General features: G+C 67.9%; 20 protein-coding genes. 11 read left to right on the forward strand and 9 right to left on the reverse strand.

The features are described from left to right. Window positions 1-26 precede the first annotated feature (26 nt). On the forward strand, window positions 27-1,148 hold the full coding sequence (locus AC07M7_RS07110) for a glycosyltransferase family 4 protein (RefSeq protein ID WP_046983418.1): 1,122 nt from the start codon (window positions 27-29) through the stop codon (window positions 1,146-1,148). On the opposite strand, the gene AC07M7_RS07115 is transcribed toward AC07M7_RS07110, so the two are convergent. The 4 genes from AC07M7_RS07115 to def all read right to left on the reverse strand — a co-directional run bounded on the left by AC07M7_RS07115 (window position 1,121) and on the right by def (window position 5,802). After that, entirely contained in the window at window positions 1,121-2,887 is a 1,767-nt protein-coding gene (locus AC07M7_RS07115; protein WP_495207024.1) for an ArnT family glycosyltransferase, read from the reverse strand. The two genes, AC07M7_RS07110 and AC07M7_RS07115, sit on opposite strands and share 28 nt — an antisense overlap. Before the next feature lie 22 nt (window positions 2,888-2,909). Continuing rightward, window positions 2,910-4,241, reverse strand: a complete 1,332-nt coding sequence (rsmB, locus tag AC07M7_RS07120) for a 16S rRNA (cytosine(967)-C(5))-methyltransferase RsmB (RefSeq protein WP_136638543.1) — start codon at window positions 4,239-4,241, stop codon at window positions 2,910-2,912. 3 nt (window positions 4,242-4,244) lie between these two features. Further along, window positions 4,245-5,168 (reverse strand): methionyl-tRNA formyltransferase, encoded by a 924-nt coding sequence (gene fmt, locus AC07M7_RS07125; protein ID WP_447782665.1) that lies wholly within the window; start codon window positions 5,166-5,168, stop codon window positions 4,245-4,247. Window positions 5,169-5,289: 121 nt separating this feature from the next. Continuing rightward, on the reverse strand, window positions 5,290-5,802 hold the full coding sequence (gene def, locus AC07M7_RS07130; protein ID WP_046983422.1) for a peptide deformylase: 513 nt from the start codon (window positions 5,800-5,802) through the stop codon (window positions 5,290-5,292). A 126-nt stretch (window positions 5,803-5,928) separates the two neighbouring features. Between def and AC07M7_RS07135 the strand changes: the two genes are divergently transcribed. The 9 genes from AC07M7_RS07135 (at window position 5,929) to AC07M7_RS07175 (ending at window position 15,503) form a co-directional block, all read left to right on the forward strand. After that, window positions 5,929-7,062, forward strand: a complete 1,134-nt coding sequence (locus tag AC07M7_RS07135; protein WP_046983423.1) for a LysM peptidoglycan-binding domain-containing protein — start codon at window positions 5,929-5,931, stop codon at window positions 7,060-7,062. 130 nt (window positions 7,063-7,192) lie between these two features. Next, entirely contained in the window at window positions 7,193-8,320 is a 1,128-nt protein-coding gene (dprA, locus tag AC07M7_RS07140) for a DNA-processing protein DprA (protein WP_136638545.1), read from the forward strand. A 43-nt stretch (window positions 8,321-8,363) separates the two neighbouring features. Further along, window positions 8,364-8,837: a DUF494 family protein gene (locus AC07M7_RS07145; RefSeq protein WP_005411195.1), complete on the forward strand. Its 474-nt coding sequence runs from the start codon at window positions 8,364-8,366 to the stop codon at window positions 8,835-8,837. Window positions 8,838-8,876: 39 nt separating this feature from the next. After that, on the forward strand, window positions 8,877-9,635 hold the full coding sequence (locus AC07M7_RS07150; protein ID WP_046983425.1) for a pilin: 759 nt from the start codon (window positions 8,877-8,879) through the stop codon (window positions 9,633-9,635). Window positions 9,636-9,684: 49 nt separating this feature from the next. Next, window positions 9,685-10,617, forward strand: a complete 933-nt coding sequence (locus tag AC07M7_RS07155; RefSeq protein WP_006395961.1) for an RDD family protein — start codon at window positions 9,685-9,687, stop codon at window positions 10,615-10,617. A 192-nt stretch (window positions 10,618-10,809) separates the two neighbouring features. Then, window positions 10,810-13,284, forward strand: coding sequence for a DNA topoisomerase I (locus AC07M7_RS07160; protein ID WP_046983426.1), 2,475 nt, complete (start codon window positions 10,810-10,812; stop codon window positions 13,282-13,284). 131 nt (window positions 13,285-13,415) lie between these two features. Further along, entirely contained in the window at window positions 13,416-14,006 is a 591-nt protein-coding gene (gene tsaC / locus AC07M7_RS07165) for an L-threonylcarbamoyladenylate synthase type 1 TsaC (RefSeq protein WP_136638547.1), read from the forward strand. Between the two features lie 43 nt (window positions 14,007-14,049). Beyond that, on the forward strand, window positions 14,050-14,739 hold the full coding sequence (locus AC07M7_RS07170) for a hypothetical protein (protein WP_046983428.1): 690 nt from the start codon (window positions 14,050-14,052) through the stop codon (window positions 14,737-14,739). A 35-nt stretch (window positions 14,740-14,774) separates the two neighbouring features. Then, the gene (locus tag AC07M7_RS07175) at window positions 14,775-15,503 is read left to right on the forward strand and encodes a hypothetical protein (RefSeq protein WP_337302244.1); all 729 of its coding nucleotides are present in this window, start codon (window positions 14,775-14,777) and stop codon (window positions 15,501-15,503) included. Window positions 15,504-15,597: 94 nt separating this feature from the next. Here AC07M7_RS07175 and AC07M7_RS07180 read toward each other — a convergent pair whose 3' ends face one another. Further along, window positions 15,598-16,374, reverse strand: a complete 777-nt coding sequence (locus tag AC07M7_RS07180) for an SDR family oxidoreductase (protein ID WP_046984257.1) — start codon at window positions 16,372-16,374, stop codon at window positions 15,598-15,600. 111 nt (window positions 16,375-16,485) lie between these two features. On the opposite strand from AC07M7_RS07180, the gene AC07M7_RS07185 reads away from it, so the two are divergent. Further along, window positions 16,486-16,698 (forward strand): hypothetical protein, encoded by a 213-nt coding sequence (locus tag AC07M7_RS07185; protein WP_012512229.1) that lies wholly within the window; start codon window positions 16,486-16,488, stop codon window positions 16,696-16,698. Window positions 16,699-16,812: 114 nt separating this feature from the next. On the opposite strand, the gene sppA is transcribed toward AC07M7_RS07185, so the two are convergent. From sppA to AC07M7_RS07205, 4 genes are all read right to left on the reverse strand, one after another. Further along, window positions 16,813-18,735 carry a signal peptide peptidase SppA gene (gene sppA / locus AC07M7_RS07190; protein WP_495207025.1) on the reverse strand — a complete coding sequence of 641 codons (1,923 nt, stop codon included), beginning with the start codon at window positions 18,733-18,735 and terminating at the stop codon, window positions 16,813-16,815. Window positions 18,736-18,851: 116 nt separating this feature from the next. After that, complete coding sequence (locus AC07M7_RS07195; RefSeq protein ID WP_046984256.1) at window positions 18,852-20,216, reverse strand: MATE family efflux transporter; 1,365 nt, start codon at window positions 20,214-20,216, stop codon at window positions 18,852-18,854. A 237-nt stretch (window positions 20,217-20,453) separates the two neighbouring features. Further along, window positions 20,454-21,029: a DUF3106 domain-containing protein gene (locus tag AC07M7_RS07200; RefSeq protein WP_495207026.1), complete on the reverse strand. Its 576-nt coding sequence runs from the start codon at window positions 21,027-21,029 to the stop codon at window positions 20,454-20,456. Further along, the gene (locus AC07M7_RS07205) at window positions 21,022-22,026 is read right to left on the reverse strand and encodes a hypothetical protein (protein ID WP_495207027.1); all 1,005 of its coding nucleotides are present in this window, start codon (window positions 22,024-22,026) and stop codon (window positions 21,022-21,024) included. Before AC07M7_RS07205 ends, AC07M7_RS07200 begins: the two co-directional genes overlap by 8 nt. Between the last annotated feature and the right edge of the window lie 61 nt (window positions 22,027-22,087).

Below are 22,087 nucleotides of genomic sequence, written 5' to 3' on the forward strand. Positions count from 1 at the left end.
CCCGCGCGTTGCCTGAAGACTCCCCCATGAAAATCCTGTACACCAACTTCCACTACGGCGACGGTGGCGGCCACACCACGTACATCGTCTCGCTGGCGCGTGCGCTGCATGGCCAGCACACGCTGCATGTCGCTGCACCGGCCGACAGCCGCCTGCTGCGGACCGTGGCCGACGAGAGCATCGCCAGCACGCTGCCACTGGCCTTCGGCAGCGGCCTGCCCACCCTGCCGCAGCAGCTGGCCGAACAGCGCGCGCTGCGCCGGCTGGTCCGCGATGAAGGCATCGACCTGATCCACGTCAATGGCGCACGCGACCACCGCTTCGTGATGCAGGGCCTGCTCGGCATGCGCCACCCGCCGATCGTGCTGACCAAGCACAACAGCAAGCCGACCGGCACCTTCGGCAATGCGCTGCGTGCACGCTGGGCAACCGATCGCGTGATCGCGGTATCGGCCGACACCAAGCGCCTGCTGCAGCAGGGCCCGTACCGGCGCTGCCCGATCGATGTGGTGCGCAATGGTGTCGATCTGGAGCGCTACTCGCCGCTGCCCTCCGGAAGCGGCCACGCGCTGCGCCAGCAATGGACGCAGGATCCGCAGGCGCTGGTGCTGGTCAGCAATGCCGGCACCGACGATTACAAGGGCTGGATCGACCTGGGCCAGGCCATCGCGCGCCTGCCCGATGCGATCCGCCCGCACGTGCACATGGCGGTGGCCGGCCATCTGCCCAGCCCGCAGCAGCGCGAACAGGTGCAGGCCCTGGGGGAAGTCGCTGCGCAGGTGCACTTCACCGGCCTGCTGGCCGATACCCGCGTGTTGATCGCCGCCGGTGATGTCGGCTTCGTGCTGTCCCACGATGTCGAGACAATCTCCTTCGCCTGCCGCGAGATGATGGCCAGCGCCAAGCCGATGCTGGTCAGCGACTACGCGGGCCTGCCGGAAAACATTGAACAGGGTGTCGATGGCTGGGTTGTGGCCACCCGCAACATCGACGCCATCGCCGCACAACTGCAGGCGTTGTATGAGCAGCGCGATACGCTGGCGGAACACGGTCGGGCGGCGCGTCGCCACGCAGAGCGTGAGTTCGGCCTGCAGACGTTCGCTGATGCCACGCTGGCCAGCTACCAGGCTGCGCTGGCCGGGACCTGAGCGGCGGCACCGGCGCGCTCAATCCGCAGCGCCGGGCCCTGCAGGCGCCGCTCCCGTTCGAGTTCCGCCGCCGATGGCCTGCAGGGGCCCATGATCGCCGGCGTCGGCACCAGCCACCAGCGCCGCCGATTGGAGATACCGGCCATTTCCGCGCGCGACCGATCAATGCACGCCTGCATCGCATCCTCGTTGACCAGCAGCCAGCGTCGTTGCGGAACCAGCCGTTGCCAGCGCACAGCGGCCTGCAGTTGTTCATGCCAACGCTCCTCGAAGCCGAAGGTCGCCGCCGGGCGATCAGCCATCAACAGGTTCTGCTCCTTCCACGCCACCAGTCCAAGCTCGGCCTCCGGGCCGATGCGTGCACCGACTTCGCGCATCAGGCCACGTGCCGAACTGGAATCATTCAGCACCGGATAGCCCAAAAGGCTGTACAGCACCCAGACGGCAGCCAGGGTCGAGACCAGGGCGTAGTGATGGCGACGGCGACCGCACACCCACAGGCTCAGGGCCGCCCAGATCCCCATCGCCAGCGCCGCCCATGCCAGCGCATCGATGGCGCCGGGTGCCAGGCCGCGACCCTGGGTCAGGCGCACTTCGAAGGCCGGATCGCCCAGCAGCGCCAGTGCCCCGGCCACGACCAGCGCCGCAGCCAGCAATCCGGTGAATGCCGCCAGCACGCCCTGAACATCACGCCGCCTCAGCAGCCCCGGCAGCAACGGCGCCAGCGCCAGGCAGAACATCGGCAGTGCCGGCAGGATGTAGACATCACGCTTGCCGTGGGGAATCGAGAAGAACAGCACGACCAGCAGCCACCAGGCCAACGGCAGCAGGTAGCGCGGGTCGCGGCGGCGCAGGCGCCGGCACCAGGCCGGAGCCGCCCAGGGCAGCAGCAGGAATGCGGGGATCCACAGCGACGGCATGATCCCGAGGAAGTACCACCACGGTTGGTGATGGTCCCAGGATTGCGTATAGCGCTGCGCGGTCTGCCGGAACAGGATGTCTCCCGCGTAAGCACGGTACTGCTCCGAGCCCGTCGCCAGGCCAGCCAGCAGCATTGGTACCAGCCACAGCGACAACGCCAGCAGGAACGCCAGTGGTGCCAGCCAGAAGCGGCCCTCACCCACATGCAGTCGCACCCTTGGCCAGTGCAGCGCCGAGGCGATCGCCGCTGGCACGATCATCATCAGCGCGAGCACGCCCACGCCTTTGGTGATCACCCCGATGCCGGCGAAGAACCAGCCCAGCCACCACCAGCGCCAGGCCGGGCCCAGCAGCAGGTGTCGCAGCAGGCCGTAGTTGGCCAGGGTGATGAACAACACCACCAGCGGATCGATCTGCGCCTTCTTCGCCTGGAAGGTGAAATGCAGTGCGAACAGCAGCGCCCAGCCCGCATACAGACCGACCTGCCGCGTCCACAGCCGTCTGCCCAGGTCGATCACGCACCACAGCGTACCGAGCGCCGCGATCAGCGAGGGCAACAGGAAGGCAACCCGCCAGTGGCCGACCAGGCTATACAGCGTGGCCTGCCACCACATCAGCATCGGAGGCTTGTCCGAATACAGCTCGGTGCCACGCTGCGGGAACAGCCAGTGGCCACTGTCGACCATCTGTTTGGCCACCAGCGCAAAGCGTGGCTCGTCAGAGGGCCACGGATCGCGAAGGCCCAGCCCGGCCCCCAGCACCAGCAGGGCCATTACCACCAACAACCCGGTCTGGCGTGACGCGGGGGATTTCAGCATGGGCCTCGAAGCGGCAGCGGGGTCAGGCTGCTTTTAACAGACGCGCGTAGAAGAAACCGTCAGCATCGTCTTCACCCGGCAGTCTCTGCCGCGCCACACCTTCGCAATCCACGCCGAAGGTGTCATCAAGTGGCTGCGCCAGCGCGTCCGGATGCCACTTCAGGAACGCTCGGACCTGGTCGATGTTCTCGGCACGCAGGATCGAGCAGGTGGCGTACAGCAGCACGCCGCCCGGGCGCAGCATCGACCAGCAGGCTTCCAGCAAACGCGCCTGCACGCCGACCAGCGCATCGATGTCCTCGGCGCGGCGGTGGAACATCACATCCGGCTGACGGCGGATCACGCCGGTGGCCGAGCACGGCGCATCCAGCAGGATCGCGTCGAACGGCACGCCATCCCACCATGAACCTGGATCACTGGCATCTGCGGCCAGGGTCTGTACGTGCTCACCCACGCCAGTGCGGATGTAGGTATCGCGTGCGCGCGCCAGGCGACGGGCATCGATATCCAGTGCCAGCAGGCGCAGGCTCGGATCGCGTTCGAGCAGGTGCGCAGACTTGCCACCGGGTGCCGCGCAGGCATCCAGCACGCGCGCACCAGACGCCGGCGCCAGGGCATCGGCCGCGCACTGCGCCGACAGGTCCTGCACCGACAACGCGCCTTCGGCGAACCCCGGCAGCTGGTTCACCGCAACGGGGACCGCCAACCGCAATGCATCTGCACTGAGCGCACTGGCTTCGGCAGCAATACCGGCCTCGGCCAGCGTTGCCAGCACCTTGTCGCGGCCGCCATGCTGGCGGTTGGCCCGCAGCCACAGCGGCGCGGGCTGCAGGCTGGCAGTGAAGACGGCCTCGGCCTGGGCCGGCCAGTCGCGTTCAATCGCATCGGCCAGCCATTCCGGGAAGGCATCGCGTGCGGGCTGCTCCGGGAAACCCTCGCGCTGTGCACGGCGCAGGATCGCGTTGACCAGGCCGGCCTGGCGCTCGCGACCCAGCGCACGCGCGGCATCGACCGTGGCCGACAGTGCCGCATGCGCAGGCAGTTCCAGCACATCCAGTTGGGCAAAGCCGACCATCAGCAAGGTACGCAGGTCGGCATCGCGGGCCGACAGCGGCTTCTGCATCCAGCCCTGCAGGGCAGCGTCATAGGTGCTGCGGCGGCGCAGGACCGCGAAACACAGCGCTTCCAGCAGTGCACGGTCGCGGCTGTCAGCCAGCTTGGGCAGCGCCCAGGCAAGTTCGGCCTTCAGCGAACGGCCGCGGGTGAACACCTGCGCCAGCACGCGTGCAGCCAGCATGCGGGTGGCTGCGCCCGGCGCCGCCTTGGCGACGGAAAAATCGTTCTGCTTCGACACCGCTTATGCTCCCACGCGCAGGTCGCGGCGGGCGTTGAGGTAGTCGGCGGCGGTGATCGCCTTGCCACCTTCACGCTGCAGCACGCGCAGGCGCAGCGCGCCCTGGCCGCAGGCGATGTCGATACCGTCGCGGCTGGCCGCCAGCACCGTGCCCGGCGCCTGGCCATGGGCCAGATCCAGCGCCACTGCGCCATGGATGCGCACGCGTTCGCCAGCCAGGCTCGCCTCGGCAATCGGCCACGGGTTGAATGCACGCACGGTGCGTGCCAGCGCGCCGGCATCCAGTGCCCAGTCCAGCCGGGCCTCGGCCTTGTCCAGTTTGTGCGCGTAGGTCACGCCCTGCTCCGGCTGCGGCCGCGCGACCGGCTTGATGCCCGCGCGCAGCAGGCCCAGGCCGTCAGACAGCACCTGCGCGCCGAGTTCGGCCAGCCTGTCGTGCAGCTGCCCACCGGTATCGGTGGCGGCGATCGGCAGTTCCTGGTGCAGCAGCACCGGGCCGGTATCCAGGCCGGCCTCCATCTGCATCAGGCACACGCCGGTCTTCGCATCGCCGGCTTGGATCGCGCGCTGGATCGGCGCGGCGCCACGCCAGCGCGGCAGCAGCGAGGCATGCACGTTCCAGCACCCGTGGGTCGGAATGGCCAGCACCGCCTTGGGCAGGATCAGGCCGTAGGCCACCACCACCATCAGGTCCGGTTGCAGGTCGCGCAGCTGCTGCTGGGCCGCCTCGTCCTTCAGCGATTCCGGCTGGTAGACCGGGATGCCACGGGCAACGGCTTCCAGCTTGACCGGCGATGGCGCCAGGCCACGGCCACGGCCGGCGGGGCGATCAGGCTGGGTGTAGACAGCGACGACCTCGTGATGACGCGCGGCCGCGCGCAGCGACGACACCGCGAATTCCGGCGTACCGGCAAAGACAATCCTCATGGCTACCCCACTTGCAGGATGGATTCGTGCAGGAAAGAAAAACGGCGCCGTCGGCCGGCGCCGTACAGCCCGCGCTTGCCGCGCAGGCACGGGCCACCCCAAGGGCGGCCCGGATTGGCGATCACGCCACGTGCTTGCGCTGCTTGGCCAGCTTCTTGCGGACCATCTCGCGCTTGAGCGGCGACAGATAGTCGATGAACAGCTTGCCGTCCAGGTGGTCCATCTCGTGCTGGATGCAGGTGGCCAGCACTTCACCGGCTTCCAGCTCCTGCTGCTGGCCGCTGCGGTCCAGGTACTTCACGGTGATGGTGTCGGCACGGGTCACGTCGGCGAAGATGCCCGGCACCGACAGGCAGCCTTCCTGGTACACCCGGCCTCCGTCCTTGGCGACGATTTCCGGGTTGATGAACACATGCGGTTCATTCTTTTCTTCACTGACGTCGATGACCATGAAGCGCTTGTGCACGTCCACCTGGGTGGCGGCCAGGCCGATGCCCGGCGCGTCGTACATGGTCTGGAACATGTTGTCGATCAGTTCCTGGAAGGCCGGCGTGGTGACTTCGGCAGCGTCGATCAACGCAGCCTTGGTACGCAGGCGCGGATCGGGGAACTCGAGGATGGGGAGAAGAGCCATGGCAATTTCCGGATTGGGGGCCGGCACGCCGGCATACGTCGCAGATTCTAGCTGCAACGCTTGCCTTGCGCCCCGGTTTCTGGACTATAGTGCGCGGACCTGTTGGGGAATCAGGGCTTCACACCTATGTTGCTTCGTTTTCGTACGGTCGTCGCCGCGGCGATGCTGACCGTGGCTGCCTATGCTACCGCCGTGGAAGTGAATGGCGGGCACCCGGACACCTATGTGGTCCGAAAAGGGGATACGTTGTGGGATATCGCCGCACGTTTCCTGCAGAAGCCGTGGCTGTGGCCGGAGATCTGGCAGGCCAATCCGCAGATCGCCAATCCGCACCTGATCTATCCCGGTGACGTGCTCAGCCTGGCCTATCTGGACCGGGTGACCGTCGCAGCCAAGCCCGGCCCGCGCCAGGAAGCTCCGATCGACGCCATTCCGTTGGCCCAGGTCGAGCCGTTCCTGAAGCAGCTGAGCGTGGTCGACAGCATCGAGCAGCTGCCCGCCGTGGCCGGCCTGGAAGAAGAACGCCTGCGTGCCACCAGCGGCCACGCCGTCTACGTGCGCCTGGCCGACGCCCAGCTGGGCCAGCGCTGGGCCGTGGTCCGCCCGACCGTGCGCTACTCCCAGCCCAAGCCGACCGAGGACCTGACCGCCAATGGCGACGTCACCCCGGGCAGCGGCAACCTGTGGCAGGCCTACAGCGCGCCCAACCACCGCCGCGGCGTGCTCGGCTATGAGCTGGCCCAGGTCGGCACCGGCACCATCACCCGGATCGCTGGCGGCAAAGTCCAGGCATCCACCCTGGTCCTGGACAGGAACGAAGGCGGCCGCGAAGTACGTGTCGGCGACCGCCTGGTCCCGATCGAGGCCCGGCCCTACGACCTGCAGTTCGTGCCGCATGTGCCCGCTGCCGGCGTCGAAGGCGTCGACGTGCGCGTGCTGGCAGTGACCGACATGTTCACCGCCGGTGGTCCGCGCGACGTGATCGCGATTTCGGCCGGCCGCGCGCAGGGCGTGGACAACGGCACCGTGTTCTCGCTGTGGCGGCCAGGCCGCCATGTGGCGGACCGCATGAAGTACCCGACCTCGTCGCGTATGGACGATGCCCTCAGCGGCAACGTTGGCCGTGTTGCGCTGCCGGATGAGTACGCCGCGCACGCGATGGTGTTCCGTACCTTCGACAACGTCAGCTACGCACTGGTGATGCAGGGCGTGAAGCCGGTGCGCGTGGGTTACAACGCACTGCATCCGGACGCGAAGTAACCGTTGCCGGGCTGCCCCGGCCACCCCAGGTAGTGCCGGCCGCTGGCCGGCAGCCACCTCCGGGAAAACCTGACGATCACACGCGAAGGCGCCCTAGGGCGCCTTTGTTGCATCTGGTCGATAGTGGGGAATGACCAAGCAAGCTGAAGAGGCGCTGCTGCGCCTGGTGATGGCGGGGGGCGCATTGGCGCAACGGCGGGCGCTGCTGCAGAGCCAGGGCGATGCGGGCGCGGCCATCTCGCTGGGCGTGGCGGGATGGCGTGCACATGGCTGCACCCCGGAACAGTGCGCGGCATTGGAGCGCCCCGATACGCGGACCTGGGCGGCGGGCCTGCGCTGGCTGCTGGACGACAACCACCATCTGTTGGCCTTCAACGATCCGGCCTTTCCTCCGTCCCTGCTGGACGTCCCCAACCCGCCACTGGCACTGTTCGTGGCCGGCGACCCGAGCCTGGCCTGGCGCCCCTCGGTGGCGCTGGTCGGCAGCCGTTCGCCGACGCCCGGTGGGCGGGCGCTGGCGACACGCTTTGCCGGCTGCTTCGTCGAAGCCGGACTGGCGGTGACCAGCGGGCTGGCCGCCGGTATCGACGCCGCCGCCCACCTGGCCGCGCTGGAGGTCGGCGGTTGCACCGTGGCAGTGATCGGCACCGGCCCCGACCGGGCCTACCCGGACAGCCATGCCCGGCTGCAGGCGCGGATCGCCACAGAAGGCGTGGTGCTCAGCGAGTACCTGCCGGGCACGCCGGCACGCCCAGGCCATTTCCCGGCGCGCAACCGGCTGGTGGCCGGGCTGGCGCTGGCCACGGTGGTGGTCGAAGCAGCGCAACGCTCGGGCGCACTGATCACGGCCCGCCTGGCCGCCGAGGCCGGGCGCGAGGTCTGCGCCCTGCCCGGCTCGGTGCTCAATCCACGCGCGTCGGGTTGCCACCGGCTGATCCGTGAAGGCGCAGCGCTGGTCGAGCGCCCCGAGGAAGTGCTGGAGCTGCTGGCCCCGGCCCTGCGCCAACAGCTGCCGGGCTTGCAATCGCGGCTGGCCACCCCCACTGAACAGGCACCGCCGGCGCTCCTGCCGGCGCGCTGGGCCGACGACCCTGACTACCAGTGCTTGTGGCGGACCCTGGACCACAACCCAAGCGGTATGGATTCACTGATCACGCGCTGTGGATTGACGGCGTCACAGGTGTCCTCCATGCTGCTGGCCATGGAACTGGCGGGAATCGTGGTGTGCGTACACGGCCGCTACTGTCGAACTCCCTAGTTTCTTCACCTCCACAGCGTCGCGCGACGCAGGCCGAGGGGCAATGAAAGAGAGCATCCTGGACGTACTGCTGTACCTGTTTGAACACTATTTCAGCGAAGATGCGGACCTGATCCGTGACCGCGATTCGCTGCAGAACGGCCTGATCCAGGCCGGTTTCAGCCCAACCGAGATCAACAAGGCGTTCGACTGGCTCGACGCCCTGGCCGCGCAGCGGCCGAGCGTGGCCCAGGCGAGGGTCGATGGCCCCGTGCGCGTCTACCACGGTCCCGAGCTGGACAAGCTGGACGTGGAATGCCGTGGTTTCCTGCTGTACCTGGAACAGCACGGCATCCTCGACGCCGACCAGCGCGAGCTGGTGCTGGACCGGGCCATGGCCCTGGACCAGGACGAACTGGACCTGGATGACCTGAAATGGGTCGTGCTGATGGTGCTGTTCAACCAGCCCGGTTCCGAAGCGGCCTATGCCTGGATGGAAACGCAGATGTTCATGGACGAGCCAGAACCCCTGCACTGACCGTACACTTGGGGGCATAGCGCATTCAGGAGCGTCCCCGTGAGCGAGTGGTTCCACGCAGAAGGCAACCGGCAGCAAGGCCCGCTGCCGGCGGAACAGTTGGTCGAGTTGTTCCGCAACAACCAGATCTCCCTGGACACTCTGGTCTGGCGCGACGGGCTGCCACAATGGCAGCCGTTGCGCACGGTCGTCGACGAACTCGGCCTGATCGTACCGGCACTGGATGTCGCTGCGGCCGCCGCCGAACCCGAGCCGGAAGCGGTGGCGACAGCGCCGCCTCCGCCGCAGCCGCCCGTACTGCCGCCGTCCACACCGTATGCCACCAGCACGGCGACGACGGCCCTGCCGCCTCCGAAAAAGAAGCTCTCCGGCTGCGCGCTCACCGCCATCATCGGCGGCGGCCTGCTGCTGGTCCTTGTGCCGATCATTGCGATCCTTGCCGCGATCGCCCTGCCGGCCTACAACGACTACACCCTGCGTGCCAAGGTCGCTGGCGCGGTGACCGTGCTGCAACCGCTGAAGGACCAGGTGCAGCATTTCGCCGATGACGAAGGTCGTTGCCCGGGCGCCAACGACGCCGGCTTCCCGGCGCCGGGCGACTTCGCCCATGCCGGCCTGTCGGCGGTGAACATCGGCCGCTTCAACAACGGCCATTGCGGTATCGAAGCCACCCTGGCCGTGCCCGGCAAGAGCATCGACGGCGACCTGCTGTGGCTGGAATACGACCGCGACAGCGGCCGCTGGGAATGCACCGGCGAAAGCGACGACAAGTACCTGCCGCCGTCGTGCCGCGGTTGAGCCGCACGCACGCCAGCCCCTCCAAGGACGACCCAACAGGGAACATGCAATGACTGAGTGGTATTACGCCGAAGGACAGCAACGCCAGGGCCCCCTGCCGGTCCAGGAGATCCGCCAGCGCTTCCAGCGCGGCCAACTGAACCTGGACACCCTGGTCTGGCATGAAGGCATGGCGCAGTGGGCTGCGCTGCGCCAGGTGGTCGACGAGCTCGGACTGCAGACGCTGGCCGATGCCAGCACTGCCACCGGCAGTGGCGGTTTCGACCTGCGCGGCGACTATGCCGCCATCGACAACGGCACCGCGCCGCTGCCCGGCACCGGCGCCATCAGCAGCTCGCCGTACAACGCGCCGGCCGCCGCCGGTACCGCCGGCCATGTACAGCCGGTGATGGGCGGCGAAGTGATCTACGCCGGTTTCTGGAAGCGCGTAGCGGCCTACATGATCGACTACTTCGTGCTGGTCATCCCGGGCAGCATCATCGGTGCCATCCTCGGCGTGGTCCTCGGCGCCAGCATGGGCGCCGTCGGCAGTGGCGAATCGTCCATCGAAATCGTCGCGCAGCTGGCCAGTGCGCTGATCAACCTGGGCATCGGCATGGCCTACTACACCTGGTTCCATGCCTCGCGGGGCGGTGCCACGCTGGGAAAGATGGCGGTCGGCATCAAGGTCGTGCGCGGCAATGGCGAGCGCCTCACCAAGGCCCGCGCCTTCGGTCGCTACTGGGCCATGCTGCTGAGCAGCTTCACTCTCGGCATCGGCTTCCTGATGGCCGCGTTCACCGAACGCAAGCAGGGCCTGCACGACATGATATGCGACACTCTGGTGGTCGACCGTTGGGCCTATACCGACCAGCCGCAGCTGCAGCGTCGGGAACTGGGCACGGTCACCATCCTGGTTCTGGTCCTGACCGCCCTGCTGTCGTTGGCGGGCCTGGTCCTGCTGGTGGCAGCAGTCGGCTTCATCGCCAAGATGGCCTCATGAACGACCATCCTCACGCCTCGCTGCTTGACATGGGCTGGCCGGGCGTGATTCCTCTAATAAGGTGAAACCTGAACGCCCGGCACACTACCGGGCGTTCAGTTTATGGATTTGCCCGTGGCCGCTTCACTAATGCGGCCGTTTGCTCCACCCTAGCGGCCCCTTCCCCCGGTCCGCCCACAGACCTTTCCCGACATGCCCAAGCACCTGCTCATCGTCGAATCGCCGGCCAAGGCCAAGACGATCAACAAATACCTCGGCAAGGACTACACCGTCCTGGCCTCGTATGGGCATGTGCGTGACCTGATTCCGAAGGAAGGCGCAGTCGACCCGGACAACGGGTTCGCCATGCACTACGACGTGATCGACAAGAACGAGAAGCATGTCGATGCGATCGCCAAGGCCGCCAAGGGCGCCGACGACATCCTGCTGGCGACCGACCCGGACCGCGAGGGTGAGGCGATCAGCTGGCACATCGCCGAGATCCTGAAGGAACGCGGGCTGGTCAAGGACAAGCCGATGCAGCGCGTGGTCTTCACCGAGATCACCCCGCGCGCCATCAAGGAAGCGATCAGCCAGCCGCGCGCGATCGCCAGCGACCTGGTCGATGCCCAGCAGGCGCGCCGCGCGCTGGATTACCTGGTCGGTTTCAACCTGTCGCCGGTGCTGTGGCGCAAGGTACAGCGCGGTTTGTCCGCCGGCCGCGTGCAGAGCCCGGCGCTGCGCATGATCGTCGAGCGCGAAGAAGAGATCGAAGCCTTCATCGCCCGCGAGTACTGGTCGATCGCCGCCGAGTGCGCGCACCCGTCGCAGCACTTCAACGCCAAGCTGATCAAGCTGGACGGGCAGAAGTTCGAGCAGTTCACCGTCACCGATGGCGACACCGCCGAGGCGGCCCGCCTGCGCATCCAGCAGGCCGCGCAGGGTGCGCTGCACGTCACCGACGTGGCCAGCAAGGAGCGCAAGCGCCGTCCGGCGCCGCCGTTCACCACCTCCACGCTGCAGCAGGAAGCCTCGCGCAAGCTCGGCTTCACCACCCGCAAGACCATGCAGGTGGCGCAGAAGCTGTACGAAGGCGTGGCCATCGGTGACGAAGGCACCGTCGGCCTGATCTCGTACATGCGTACCGACTCGGTGAACCTGTCGCAGGATGCACTGACCGAGATCCGCGACGTGATCGCCCGTGACTACGGCATCGCCTCGCTGCCGGACCAGCCCAACACCTACCAGACCAAGTCGAAGAACGCCCAGGAAGCGCACGAAGCGGTGCGCCCGACCTCGGCACTGCGCACCCCTGCGCAGGTCGCGCGCTACCTGACCGATGACGAGCGCAAGCTGTACGAACTGATCTGGAAGCGTGCGGTGGCCTGCCAGATGATCCCGGCCACGCTCAACACCGTCAGCGTCGATCTGTCGGCCGGCAGCGAGCACGTGTTCCGCGCCAGCGGCACCACCGTGGTGGTGCCCGGCTTCCTGGCCGTGTACGAAGAAGGCAAGGACAACAAGAGCGCCGAGGACGAGGACGAAGGCCGCAAGCTGCCGGCGATGAAGCCCGGCGACCGCGTGCCACTGGAGCGCATCGTGGCCGACCAGCACTTCACCCAGCCGCCGCCGCGCTTCACCGAAGCGGCGCTGGTGAAGGCGCTGGAAGAGTACGGCATCGGTCGTCCCTCGACCTACGCTTCGATCATCCAGACCCTGCTGTTCCGCAAGTACGTGGAAATGGAAGGCCGCAGCTTCCGCCCGTCCGATGTCGGCCGCGCGGTATCCAAGTTCCTGTCCAGCCACTTCACCCAGTACGTCGACTACGACTTCACCGCCAAGCTCGAGGACGAGCTCGATGCCGTCTCGCGTGGCGAGGAAGAGTGGATTCCGCTGATGTCGCGCTTCTGGGGACCGTTCAAGGAACTGGTCGAAGACAAGAAGGAATCGGTCGACCGCGCCGAGGCCAGCGGCGCACGCGAACTGGGCACCGACCCGAAGACCGGCAAGCCGGTCAGCGTGCGCCTGGGCCGTTTCGGGCCGTACGCGGCCATCGGCAGCACCGCCGAGGACGCCGAGGAGAAGCCCAAGTTCGCCTCGCTTCGTCCGGGCCAGTCGATGCACACCATCACCCTGGAAGACGCGCTGGAGCTGTTCCTGATGCCGCGCGCACTGGGTGAGGACAAGGGCGAAGACGTCAGCGTCGGCATCGGTCGTTTCGGCCCGTTCGCCAAGCGCGGCAGCACCTATGCCTCGCTGAAGAAGGAAGATGACCCGTACACCATCGATCTGGCCCGCGCCGTGTTCCTGATCGAAGAGAAGGAAGAGATCGCGCGCAACCGGATCATCAAGGAGTTCGAGGGCAGCGACATCCAGGTGCTGAACGGCCGCTTCGGTCCGTACATCAGCGACGGCAGGATGAACGGCAAGATCCCCAAGGATCGCGAGCCGGCGTCGCTGACCCTGGCCGAAGTGCAGCAGCTGATGGAAGAAACCGGCAAGCCGGTGCGCAAGGGCTTCGGCAAGAAGGCCGCGGCCAAGAAGGCACCTGCGAAGAAGGCGGCGGTGAAGAAGGAGGCGGCACCGAAGAAGGCCGCCGCCAAGAAGGCCCCCGCCAAGAAAGCGGTGAAAAAGGCTGCTGCGAAGAAGGCGCCGGCCAAGAAGGCCGTCAAGAAGGCCGCGAAGTAGATCCGCGCCCTGCGTGGATGAGGGGTAGTGCCGGCCGCTGGCCGGCAACCCCCAGAAGCATCAGATGCCGGCCAGCGGCCGCCACTGCCGGGGTGCCTGGTTCCACCCCATCTGCACGCAGCGGGGGGATAATGAAGGCCCACGCCGGGCCGGTCGCCGCCATGAAAGAACTCACCCTGGACTCCGCTGTCGCCTCGCTCCGCGCAGGCGGCGTGATCGCCTATCCGACCGAAGCGGTCTGGGGCCTGGGCTGCGATCCCTCGCACGAAGCCGCGGTGCACATGGTTCTGCGGCTGAAACAGCGCCCGATCGAGAAGGGCATGATCCTGGTCGCCGCCGAGCTGGCGCAGCTGGAAGGCTGGGTACGCCTGCAGGCACTGCCCGATGCCCGCCAGCGCGCAGTGCTGGCCAGCTGGCCCGGCGCCAACACCTGGATTCTGCCGGCCGGCCCACGAGCCAAACCGTGGATTACCGGCGAGCACAGCGGCATTGCGGTGCGCATCAGTGCCCACCCGCTGGTGGCCGCGCTATGCCGTGCCTGGGGTGGCCCGCTGGTGTCCACCAGCGCCAACCTGGCCGGCGAGCCACCGGCGCGCAGCCGCGAGGAACTCGACCCACGCCTGTTGCGCCTGCTCGACGGCATCCTCGATGGCGAGACCGGCGGCCTGGCCCAGCCGACGCCGATCCGCGACGCGCTCAGCGGCAACGTGCTGCGCTCCTGAGCAGACGATTGCACAGCCACCGACAATCGCGCACCCTGCCGCCATGAACCTGCTGCGCGCCACCTTGAGCCTGTGCCTGCTGTTGCCTTGGAACTCACCGGCCGCCGAGGACGTGCGCGTATACCGCTGCGTGGCCAGCAATGGTGCCGTGGCGCTGCAGGACAAGCCCTGCAACAGCGGCCGCCAGGAAGTGCGCGACCTGCAGCGTCCGCGGGATCCTGCGCCGCGGGTGGTGCGTAGTGACGCCACGCCATCGCCGCCCAGCGATACCCCGGTCATCCGCGAGCGCGAAGTACGCCACGTCTACATCCAGCCGCCACAGCCGATGTACGAGTGCGTCACCGAGGATGGCCAGCGCTATACCAGCGACAATAACGAAGGCAATCCGCGCTGGGTCCCGTTGTGGACCAGTGTCTGGCTGCCGCACGGGCATCGTGGCCCGGCCTATCCCGGACCGCGTCCGGCATTCGGTACACCGGTGGGGACCCCCATCGGTGAAGGCGCGGGTTATCGTCCGCCCTCGGTGGGCATGGGGGTACAGGTTCCGGCCGGCAGCGTCCTGGTGCGCGACAGCTGCCATGCGCTGCCACCGCAGGAAGTCTGCGCGCGCCTGCGTGACCGCCGCTGGGAGCTGGACCGCCGCTACAACAGTGCGCTGCAGAGCGAACGTACGGCCATCAGCAACGAACAGCGCGGCATCGACGCTCGCGTGTCGCGCGATTGCCAGCGCTGAGCGCCGCGCCGCATCACCACCTGTACGCTGTACGCATGAACAAACTGATCTGGCTGGCCCTGGTGTTGCTGCCCGGCGCGGCACTGGCCGAAACAAGCGTGGTGTATCGATGCACCTCCAGCAGCAGCGACGTACCCACGCTGCAACGCACGCCCTGCCCGTCCGGCAGCAAGCAGCAGGTACTGCGCGTACCCGATCCGGCCAACGCACAGCCGGCGGTGGTCGCCCCCACCCCCGCCGTCGAGACGCCAGCCCCCCTGCCGGCAGGACCCGCGCCCGCGCAGGCGCCCTCTGCAACGCCACGCCGTGCGGACGAAGGCCGAACGATCATGGAAGCGGGAATGGTCGAACGCGAGGGCGGCAACCAGATCCTCGACAGCGCGACGCTGCGTCGTGACGCCGAGGCCCACGCCGAAGCAAAGGACGGCCCACCGAAGCCGCCCCTGCCCCCGATCTTCCAGTGCACCGACAGCCAGGGCGGCAGCTACCTGCACGAGTACGAGGCCGCGCCCGGTCGGTGCGAACTGATGACGGTACAGGGCCTGGGCGGCGTCACGCCGGTGAATGCGGCCGGCTGCGAAGTGGTACGTGATCGCTGCGAGGAACTGCCCGAAGCGCAGCGTTGCGGCGGCTGGCAGCAGCGCTTCCGCGATGCACGCGGCCGCGAACGTTTCGCCACGCCAGAGAACCGCGACGGCGCACGCAGCGAGCGCGAGCGGCTGCAGGGTGTGCTGGAGGCCAGCAACTGCCCGGTACCGGGGTGACGGCCACCCGGTAGTGCCGGCCGCTGGCCGGCAACCACAGGATCTTCAGATGATTGCAGTTGCCGCCCAGCGGCCGGCACTACCTGCTGAAAGCTCAGAATCCGTAGCGCAGGAAACCACCATCCACCGCGATGCACTCGCCGGTGACATAGCTGGCGGCGGGCAGGCACAGGAAGCCCACGGCCGCAGCCACTTCCTCCGGCTCCCCGATGCGGCGCATCGGCGTGCGGTTGATCACTTCCTCGTAGTAGTCCGGGTCCGACAACGGGCCGGACGTGCGCCGCGTGCGGATGTACCACGGCGCCACCGCGTTGACCCGGATGCCATCCTCGGCCCACTCGACGGCCAGGTTGCGGGTCATCTGGTGCATTGCCGCCTTGCTCATGCCGTAGACCACGCCGCTGCGCACATGGGTCAGGCCGGATACGCTGCCGACGTTGACGATGGATGACGAGGCATGGCGTGCCAGCAGCGGGTGCGCGTAGCGCGACAGTTCGAACGCCGAGAACAGGTTGGTCTCGAAGATGTTGCGCCACTCGTCCTCGGAATACTCGGTAGCCGCTTTGCTGATGTTGCCGCCGGCGTTGTTGACCAGGATGTGCAGGCCATCGCTATGGTCTTCCACCCAGTCCAGGATCTGCCGGCGGTCTTCGTCATCGGAAACATCGGCAGCCAGCGCGTGCACCTGCATCTGCGGATACATGTCCAGCAGCTCGTCGCGCGCGGTCTCCAGCATGTCTATATCGCGCCCGACGATCATCAGGTCGGCACCGAAGCCAGCCAGTTCATGCGCGATTGCAAGGCCGATGCCGGCACTGGCACCGGTGATCAGGGCAGTCTGGCCGTCCAGGCGCCACCGTTGCTGGGTCATGTGTCCTCCGGGGCCGCGCCCGCTGTGTTTCGATGCGGCAAGGATACGCGCTCACGGCAGCCCCCTGCCCGGAATGCGACACTGCACGCACGCCCACTGCGGAGAGCCGCCATGCGCATCCTGATCGTGTCCACGTCCCTGCTGGCCGCCGTACTGCTGGCGGCGTGCCAACGGCCGCCGACGCCCAACCCGGAGAAGCCACCGGCACCGCAGGCAATGACCCGTGCAATGCATGAGCCGCTGGACCGCGCCAAGAGCGCGCAGAAGGCCGTGGAGGATGCTGCAGCACGCGAGCAGAAGGCCGAGGCCGACGCGACGCAATGACCTGTGGGGTCAGAGCCCTTTGCGGAGCAAAGGGATCCGACCCCGTGAACGAAAACGCCCGGCCGGGGCCGGGCGTTTCCAATAGATCCACGCCATGCGTGGATGGACTTCCGATCAGAACCCGCAGAAGCAGTACGCCAGCGCCTTCACCGGCGCACCGTTGCCCTTGTCGCGGGCCGCGTTCTCGACGAAGCGCAGCTGCGTATCCACTTCCGGCATCGCACGCGCCAGCATCATCCGCGCCATGCCCGAGTCGGACAGCATCCAGGCACCGGCACGGCTGCCGGCGAAGCCGCTGACGAACTGCGCGAACGGCGTCGCCGCCTTCTCGATGTAACGCACGCGGTAAGCATCGGCCTTGCCCAGCTTGGCACGGCTGGCGGCATCGGCCACCGCATCCTTCAAGCCACCGAAGGCGTCGACCAGACCGCGTTCCTTGGCCTGCGCACCGCTCCACACGCGGCCACGGGCCACTTCGTCGACCGCCTCGACCGGCTTCTTGCGGGCGTCGGCAACGCGACCGGTGAAGTCGGCGTAACCCTTGTTGATCACCGACTGGATGACCTGGCCCACCGCCGGATCCATCGGGCGGGTGACATCGAAGGCACCGGCGAAGCGGGTCGTACCGACGCCGTCGGTGTGCACACCGATCTTGTCCAGCGCGCGGCTGAAGTTCGGCACCATGCCGAAGATCCCGATCGAACCGGTGATGGTCGACGGATCGGCATAGATGCGGTCGGCATTCATGCTGATCCAGTAGCCACCGGAGGCAGCCAGGTCGCCCATCGACACCACCACCGGCTTGCCAGCGGCCTGCAGGGCCACCACTTCGCGACGGATCTGCTCGGAGGCGAACACCTCACCACCCGGCGAATTGACGCGCAGCACCACGGACTTCACGTTCTCGTCGTCGCGCGCTGCACGCAGCAGCGCCGAGGTTGACTCGCCACCGATGCGGCCGGCCGGCAGGTCGCCACCGCTGATCTCGCCGGCTGCCACCACCACCGCCACCTGCGGACGGCTGTCGACCGGGTTGCGGCGCGCATCGAGCTGGCCCAGGTAGCTGCCGAAGTCGACGTTGCGGAAACCACCGTCGGCATCGTCGTCAGCCACGCCGCGCTCGATCATCAGATCCTCGAATTCCTCGCGGGTCTTCAGCGAGGTCACCAGCTTCTGCTGCAGGGCGAACTTGGCCAGGTCGCCACCGGCGGCGGAGATGCCTTCCGGCAGCGTGTCGATGCCGGCGGCCAGCTGTGCCGGATCCAGGCGGCGGGCTTTGGCGATGTCACCCAGGTAGCGCTGCCACACGTCGTTCATCCAGAACAGGTCGGCTTCCTTGGACGCCGGCGAAGCGGCGTCGAGCACGTACGGCTCGGCAGCGGACTTGTACTCGCCCACCTTGAACAGGTGCACGTCCACGCCCAGCTTGTCCTGCAGGCCGGTGCGGAAGTACTGGCGGTAGCGGCCCAGGCCCTCGAGCACCACCGACCCCATCGGGTCCAGGTAGACCTCGTCGGCCTGCGCGGCCAGCAGGTACTGCGACTGGCCCATGCTCTCGCTGTAGGCCACCAGCTGCTTGCCGGACGCACGCAGGTCCTGCAGCGCAGCGGCCACTTCACGCAGCGAAGCGAAGCCCGACGGCTGCAGCTTGTCCAGCTCCAGCACCACGCGCTCGATCTTCTTGTCTTCCTTGGCCGACTCGATCACCCGCAGCAGGTCACGCAGCTGGATCTCTTCGGCACCGTTGTCGCCCACCGCCTTGGCCAGCGCGCGGCTGACCGGGTCAGCGCTGAACTGCTCGACCAGGCGGCCTTCCGGCGCGATCACCAGGGTGGTGCGGTCCTGCAACGATTTGCTGGCACCGGCACCCATGCCGGCGGCGATGACGAACATCACCAGCAACAGGAACAGCAGGCCGAAGAACACCAGGTTGAGGATCAACCGGCGGGTGAAATTCATGACGTCCCACAGCCCGATGAAGAAACTGGTGACGGGGTTGCGACGCGCCGGGGGCAGCGGGGGCACGGGTTGATTCATGGAACGCTCCGGAAGGCTTCTTGCCGTAGTGCCAGCATAGCCGGTGCCGCGTGATGCGGCATCGGACACAAGTCAGGGGATCGCCCGCCACGGGTCGCCGGGGCGGGCAGGAAGGATCAGGACAGGCTGGACTGGCCGATGCGCAGGCTGCTGCGGCGCAGGCGCCAGCCCATCAAGATCGCCGCCGCGGTGAGACCGACGATCAGGCCGATCCACATGCCCTGCGGGCCCATGCCCAGGCCCAGGCCAAGCCCGGCGCCGAGCGGCATGCCCAGGCCCCAGTACGCGAACATGGCGATGAACATCGGCACGCGAGTGTCCTTCAGGCCGCGCAGCGCACCGGCCGACAACACCTGGATGCCATCCGGGAACTGGAAGGTGGCCGCGTACAGCAGCAGGGTCGAGGCCAGCCCGGCCACTGCCAGATCATTGGTGTAGACACCGACGATGGCGTCATGGCCGAACAGCAGCACCGCCGCCGACAGGGTCTGCGTGCCCATGATGATCGCGTAGCCGGCCCAGGCCGCGCGGCGCACGCCGAAGCCATCGCCACGGCCGACCGCATGGCCGACGCGCACGGTAGTGGCCTCGGCCACGCCCATGGGGATCATGAAGCACAGCTGGGCGACGTTGATCGCGATCTGGTGCGCAGCCGCTTCATTGGCACCCAGGCGACCGATCAGCAGCGCGGTGACGATGAACAGACCACCTTCCATCAGCACGGTGATCCCGATCGGCAGCCCGGTGCGCAGCAGATCCCAGATCGCCGGCCAGCGCGGCCCTTCGAAGTGCGAGAACAGCCGCAGATGGGCGAAGCGTTTGGTGAACCACAGGTAGGTGGCGAAGGCGATCGCCTGCAGCCACATCATCACCGCCGAGGCGATGCCCAGGCCTTCGGCACCCATTTCCGGGAAGCCCAGCTTGCCGTTGGCCAGCACGTAGCCCATCGGCGCCAGCACCAGCAGGCCACCGAAGCCGATCAGCATGGTCGGCAGGGTCCAGTGCATGCCCTCACTGAGGTAGCGCATGCAGAAGTACAGGGTCAGTGCCGGGCCACCCCAGCGCACCGCATGCAGGAACGCGGTCGCCCCCGGCACGATGTCCGGTGCGATGCCGAAGGCCGGCAGCAGCGGCGGCACTACGGTGAGGAAGGTGAACATGATCAGGCCCAGGCCCAGCGCCAGCCACAGCGCCTGGCGGAACAGCGGGCCGATCTCGCGCTCACGACCGGCGCCGTGCAGCTGCGACACCGAGGCGGTAAGCGAGATCAGGGTACCGATCGGGATCAGCATCGGCAGCCACAGCAGTGCGGTACCAATGGTCACCGCGGCCAGGGTCGCCGTGGCGTGGTGGCCAGCAATGACGTTGTCGACGAAGGAGATCAGACCGGTGGAGACATGCCCGAGCACAAGCGGCAGGGCAAGCAAACCGGTGGCGCCGACTTCCTTGCTGAAGCGCGGCGTGGAGGTTGCAGTAGACATAAGGTGCTTGACGCGAACTGCGGTTGCGCGCGAAGGGCACAGGCACCGGGTTGCGGCCGGTCATCTTACGCGCGCAGCGCGCGCATTCCCATGACATGGCGTGAATGCTGGGTTTCAGCAGCCCCCGGTTTACCGCGTTGCGATCGCGTTACGAACAGAAAAAAGGGGACGGAGGGGATTAAGTCGTTTCAAGCCCGACTGTGCCGAGTACGACTTAATCCCCTCCGTCCCCTTTGTTTACTGACCCGCCTGGCGCTTGAGCCAGCTGTCGCGCTCGGCGGCGGGCACGGCGAGGAAGGCGCTGCGCACCGCGTCGCGTTCCTGCGGCGGCGTGCGCTGTGCGACCAGGGTCAGCTGGGCCAGCTGCGCCAGGCTGAGCTGGCGCAGCACGGCCAGCGCGGCCTCGCGCTGTTCCGGCGGCACGAAGCCGAACAGGCCGTGCAGCTTGGGGAATTCCAGGCCCAGCTGCGGGCCCAGCCGCCAGCCTTCGCGAAACGCCTGGTCCTGCGCCTGGAACTGCTGGCGCAGGCGCTGCTGCTGATCGGCCGGCAGTGCATTGAAACGCGCCGCAGCCTGGCGGACGCGTTCACGCTCGCCTTCCGGCAACGCCCGCCACGTGGCGTAGTCGGCACGGCGCTGGCGCTGCTGCTGCGCATCCAGGTGGGCAAACGTCGAAGGTGCCGCGGCCGGCGCCGGTGGCGCCGTCGTGGTTCCGGGCGAGGGCGGTGGCAGCGGCACGTTCACGGTCTGCGGCGTGGCCGACAGCGACAACGGCAGGGCCAGCAGCAGGCTGGCGAACACAGTCTTATTCATCGGCAGCAGCGGTTTCCAGCGTGGCGCTGGCCGGCTCCGGCCGGCTCGGCTTGGATTGCGATTCGTCCACCGGCAGCGGGCCGCCAGCGGCCGTCCACGCATACAGGTCGGCATCGGCCACCAGCGGATAGTCGCGGTCGGCCAGCATCATGGCGTCGTCGGCAGCCTGGGCCGGGGTCGCATCCGGCGCGGCTTCAACCTTGCTCGGCGGCAGCGCCTCCACCGTGACCGGACCGGCATCGCCCACCACCCCTTCCGGCAGCGGCGCATCGCTGCCGAGCACACGGCCCTGCCAATGGCGCCAGCCCAGCGCGGCGGCCAGCAGCACCGCCACGGTCAGCAACAGGATCAGCGGACCGCGCCAGCGCGGCTTGGCATTCACACGGCGGCGCTTGCCGTTGGCGGCCGCGCGCTCGTCACGCTGCGGTGCACGCCAGCTGGAGGTCGGGGTTTCATTGTTGGCGGCCGGTGCGGCCGGTTGTTGCAGCTGCTGCAGGCGCTTGGCCGGCAGGTCACGGATGCGCAGCTGCACCTGCTCGGCCAGCTGCCGCCAGGCCGAGGCATCAGGCTGGCCATGGGTATCGCGCGGGCAGGCATCGGCCAGCAATTGCTGGTAGCCGGCCTCGTCCTGGTCGAGCACGCGCATGGCAATGCCTTCATCCAGACTACCGCCTACCCGCAGCAACAGCGCCAGGCGCGGCAGCGGCCCCATCTCACCCAGCGCAGCCAATGGCGGTGCCCACTGGCCGCCCAGCGGTTCGCGTAGCGCCTGGCGCTGGCCCAGCAGGGTCCAGAAGCGGGTCGGCCATTGCGCCATGGGCAGGTCGCTGGCGACGGCGGCAAAGGCGCGCATCACCGCCACCAGGGTCTGTTCGGCACGGGCGGCTTCACCGCACTGCAGTTCAGCCACCACCAGGGCACGGCGTTCGACGCCACGCAGGAACGCCGACAGCGCGCCGGCCGCGGTCGAGGGAACAGGGGCGGGCACAGCCGTCATCGGTTACTCCAAAGGTCTGCCGGCATGATAGCGGCAGGCCATCGGCGCCCGGCAGGACTTG

The sequence above is a fragment of the Stenotrophomonas sp. GW821-FHT09E08 genome, from assembly GCF_059416125.1.

What these genes read in the sequence shown, in the direction of transcription:
- AC07M7_RS07110 (WP_046983418.1), top strand. Translation starts at nt 27, where the DNA reads ATGAAAATCCTGTACACCAACTTCCACTACGGCGACGGTGGCGGCCAC.
- AC07M7_RS07115 (WP_495207024.1), bottom strand. Translation starts at nt 2,887, where the DNA reads ATGCTGAAATCCCCCGCGTCACGCCAGACCGGGTTGTTGGTGGTAATG.
- fmt (WP_447782665.1), bottom strand. Translation starts at nt 5,168, where the DNA reads ATGAGGATTGTCTTTGCCGGTACGCCGGAATTCGCGGTGTCGTCGCTG.
- def (WP_046983422.1), bottom strand. Translation starts at nt 5,802, where the DNA reads ATGGCTCTTCTCCCCATCCTCGAGTTCCCCGATCCGCGCCTGCGTACC.
- AC07M7_RS07135 (WP_046983423.1), top strand. Translation starts at nt 5,929, where the DNA reads ATGTTGCTTCGTTTTCGTACGGTCGTCGCCGCGGCGATGCTGACCGTG.
- dprA (WP_136638545.1), top strand. Translation starts at nt 7,193, where the DNA reads ATGACCAAGCAAGCTGAAGAGGCGCTGCTGCGCCTGGTGATGGCGGGG.
- AC07M7_RS07145 (WP_005411195.1), top strand. Translation starts at nt 8,364, where the DNA reads ATGAAAGAGAGCATCCTGGACGTACTGCTGTACCTGTTTGAACACTAT.
- AC07M7_RS07155 (WP_006395961.1), top strand. Translation starts at nt 9,685, where the DNA reads ATGACTGAGTGGTATTACGCCGAAGGACAGCAACGCCAGGGCCCCCTG.
- AC07M7_RS07160 (WP_046983426.1), top strand. Translation starts at nt 10,810, where the DNA reads ATGCCCAAGCACCTGCTCATCGTCGAATCGCCGGCCAAGGCCAAGACG.
- tsaC (WP_136638547.1), top strand. Translation starts at nt 13,416, where the DNA reads ATGAAGGCCCACGCCGGGCCGGTCGCCGCCATGAAAGAACTCACCCTG.
- AC07M7_RS07170 (WP_046983428.1), top strand. Translation starts at nt 14,050, where the DNA reads ATGAACCTGCTGCGCGCCACCTTGAGCCTGTGCCTGCTGTTGCCTTGG.
- AC07M7_RS07175 (WP_337302244.1), top strand. Translation starts at nt 14,775, where the DNA reads ATGAACAAACTGATCTGGCTGGCCCTGGTGTTGCTGCCCGGCGCGGCA.
- AC07M7_RS07180 (WP_046984257.1), bottom strand. Translation starts at nt 16,374, where the DNA reads ATGACCCAGCAACGGTGGCGCCTGGACGGCCAGACTGCCCTGATCACC.
- AC07M7_RS07185 (WP_012512229.1), top strand. Translation starts at nt 16,486, where the DNA reads ATGCGCATCCTGATCGTGTCCACGTCCCTGCTGGCCGCCGTACTGCTG.
- sppA (WP_495207025.1), bottom strand. Translation starts at nt 18,735, where the DNA reads ATGAATCAACCCGTGCCCCCGCTGCCCCCGGCGCGTCGCAACCCCGTC.
- AC07M7_RS07195 (WP_046984256.1), bottom strand. Translation starts at nt 20,216, where the DNA reads ATGTCTACTGCAACCTCCACGCCGCGCTTCAGCAAGGAAGTCGGCGCC.
- AC07M7_RS07200 (WP_495207026.1), bottom strand. Translation starts at nt 21,029, where the DNA reads ATGAATAAGACTGTGTTCGCCAGCCTGCTGCTGGCCCTGCCGTTGTCG.
- AC07M7_RS07205 (WP_495207027.1), bottom strand. Translation starts at nt 22,026, where the DNA reads ATGACGGCTGTGCCCGCCCCTGTTCCCTCGACCGCGGCCGGCGCGCTG.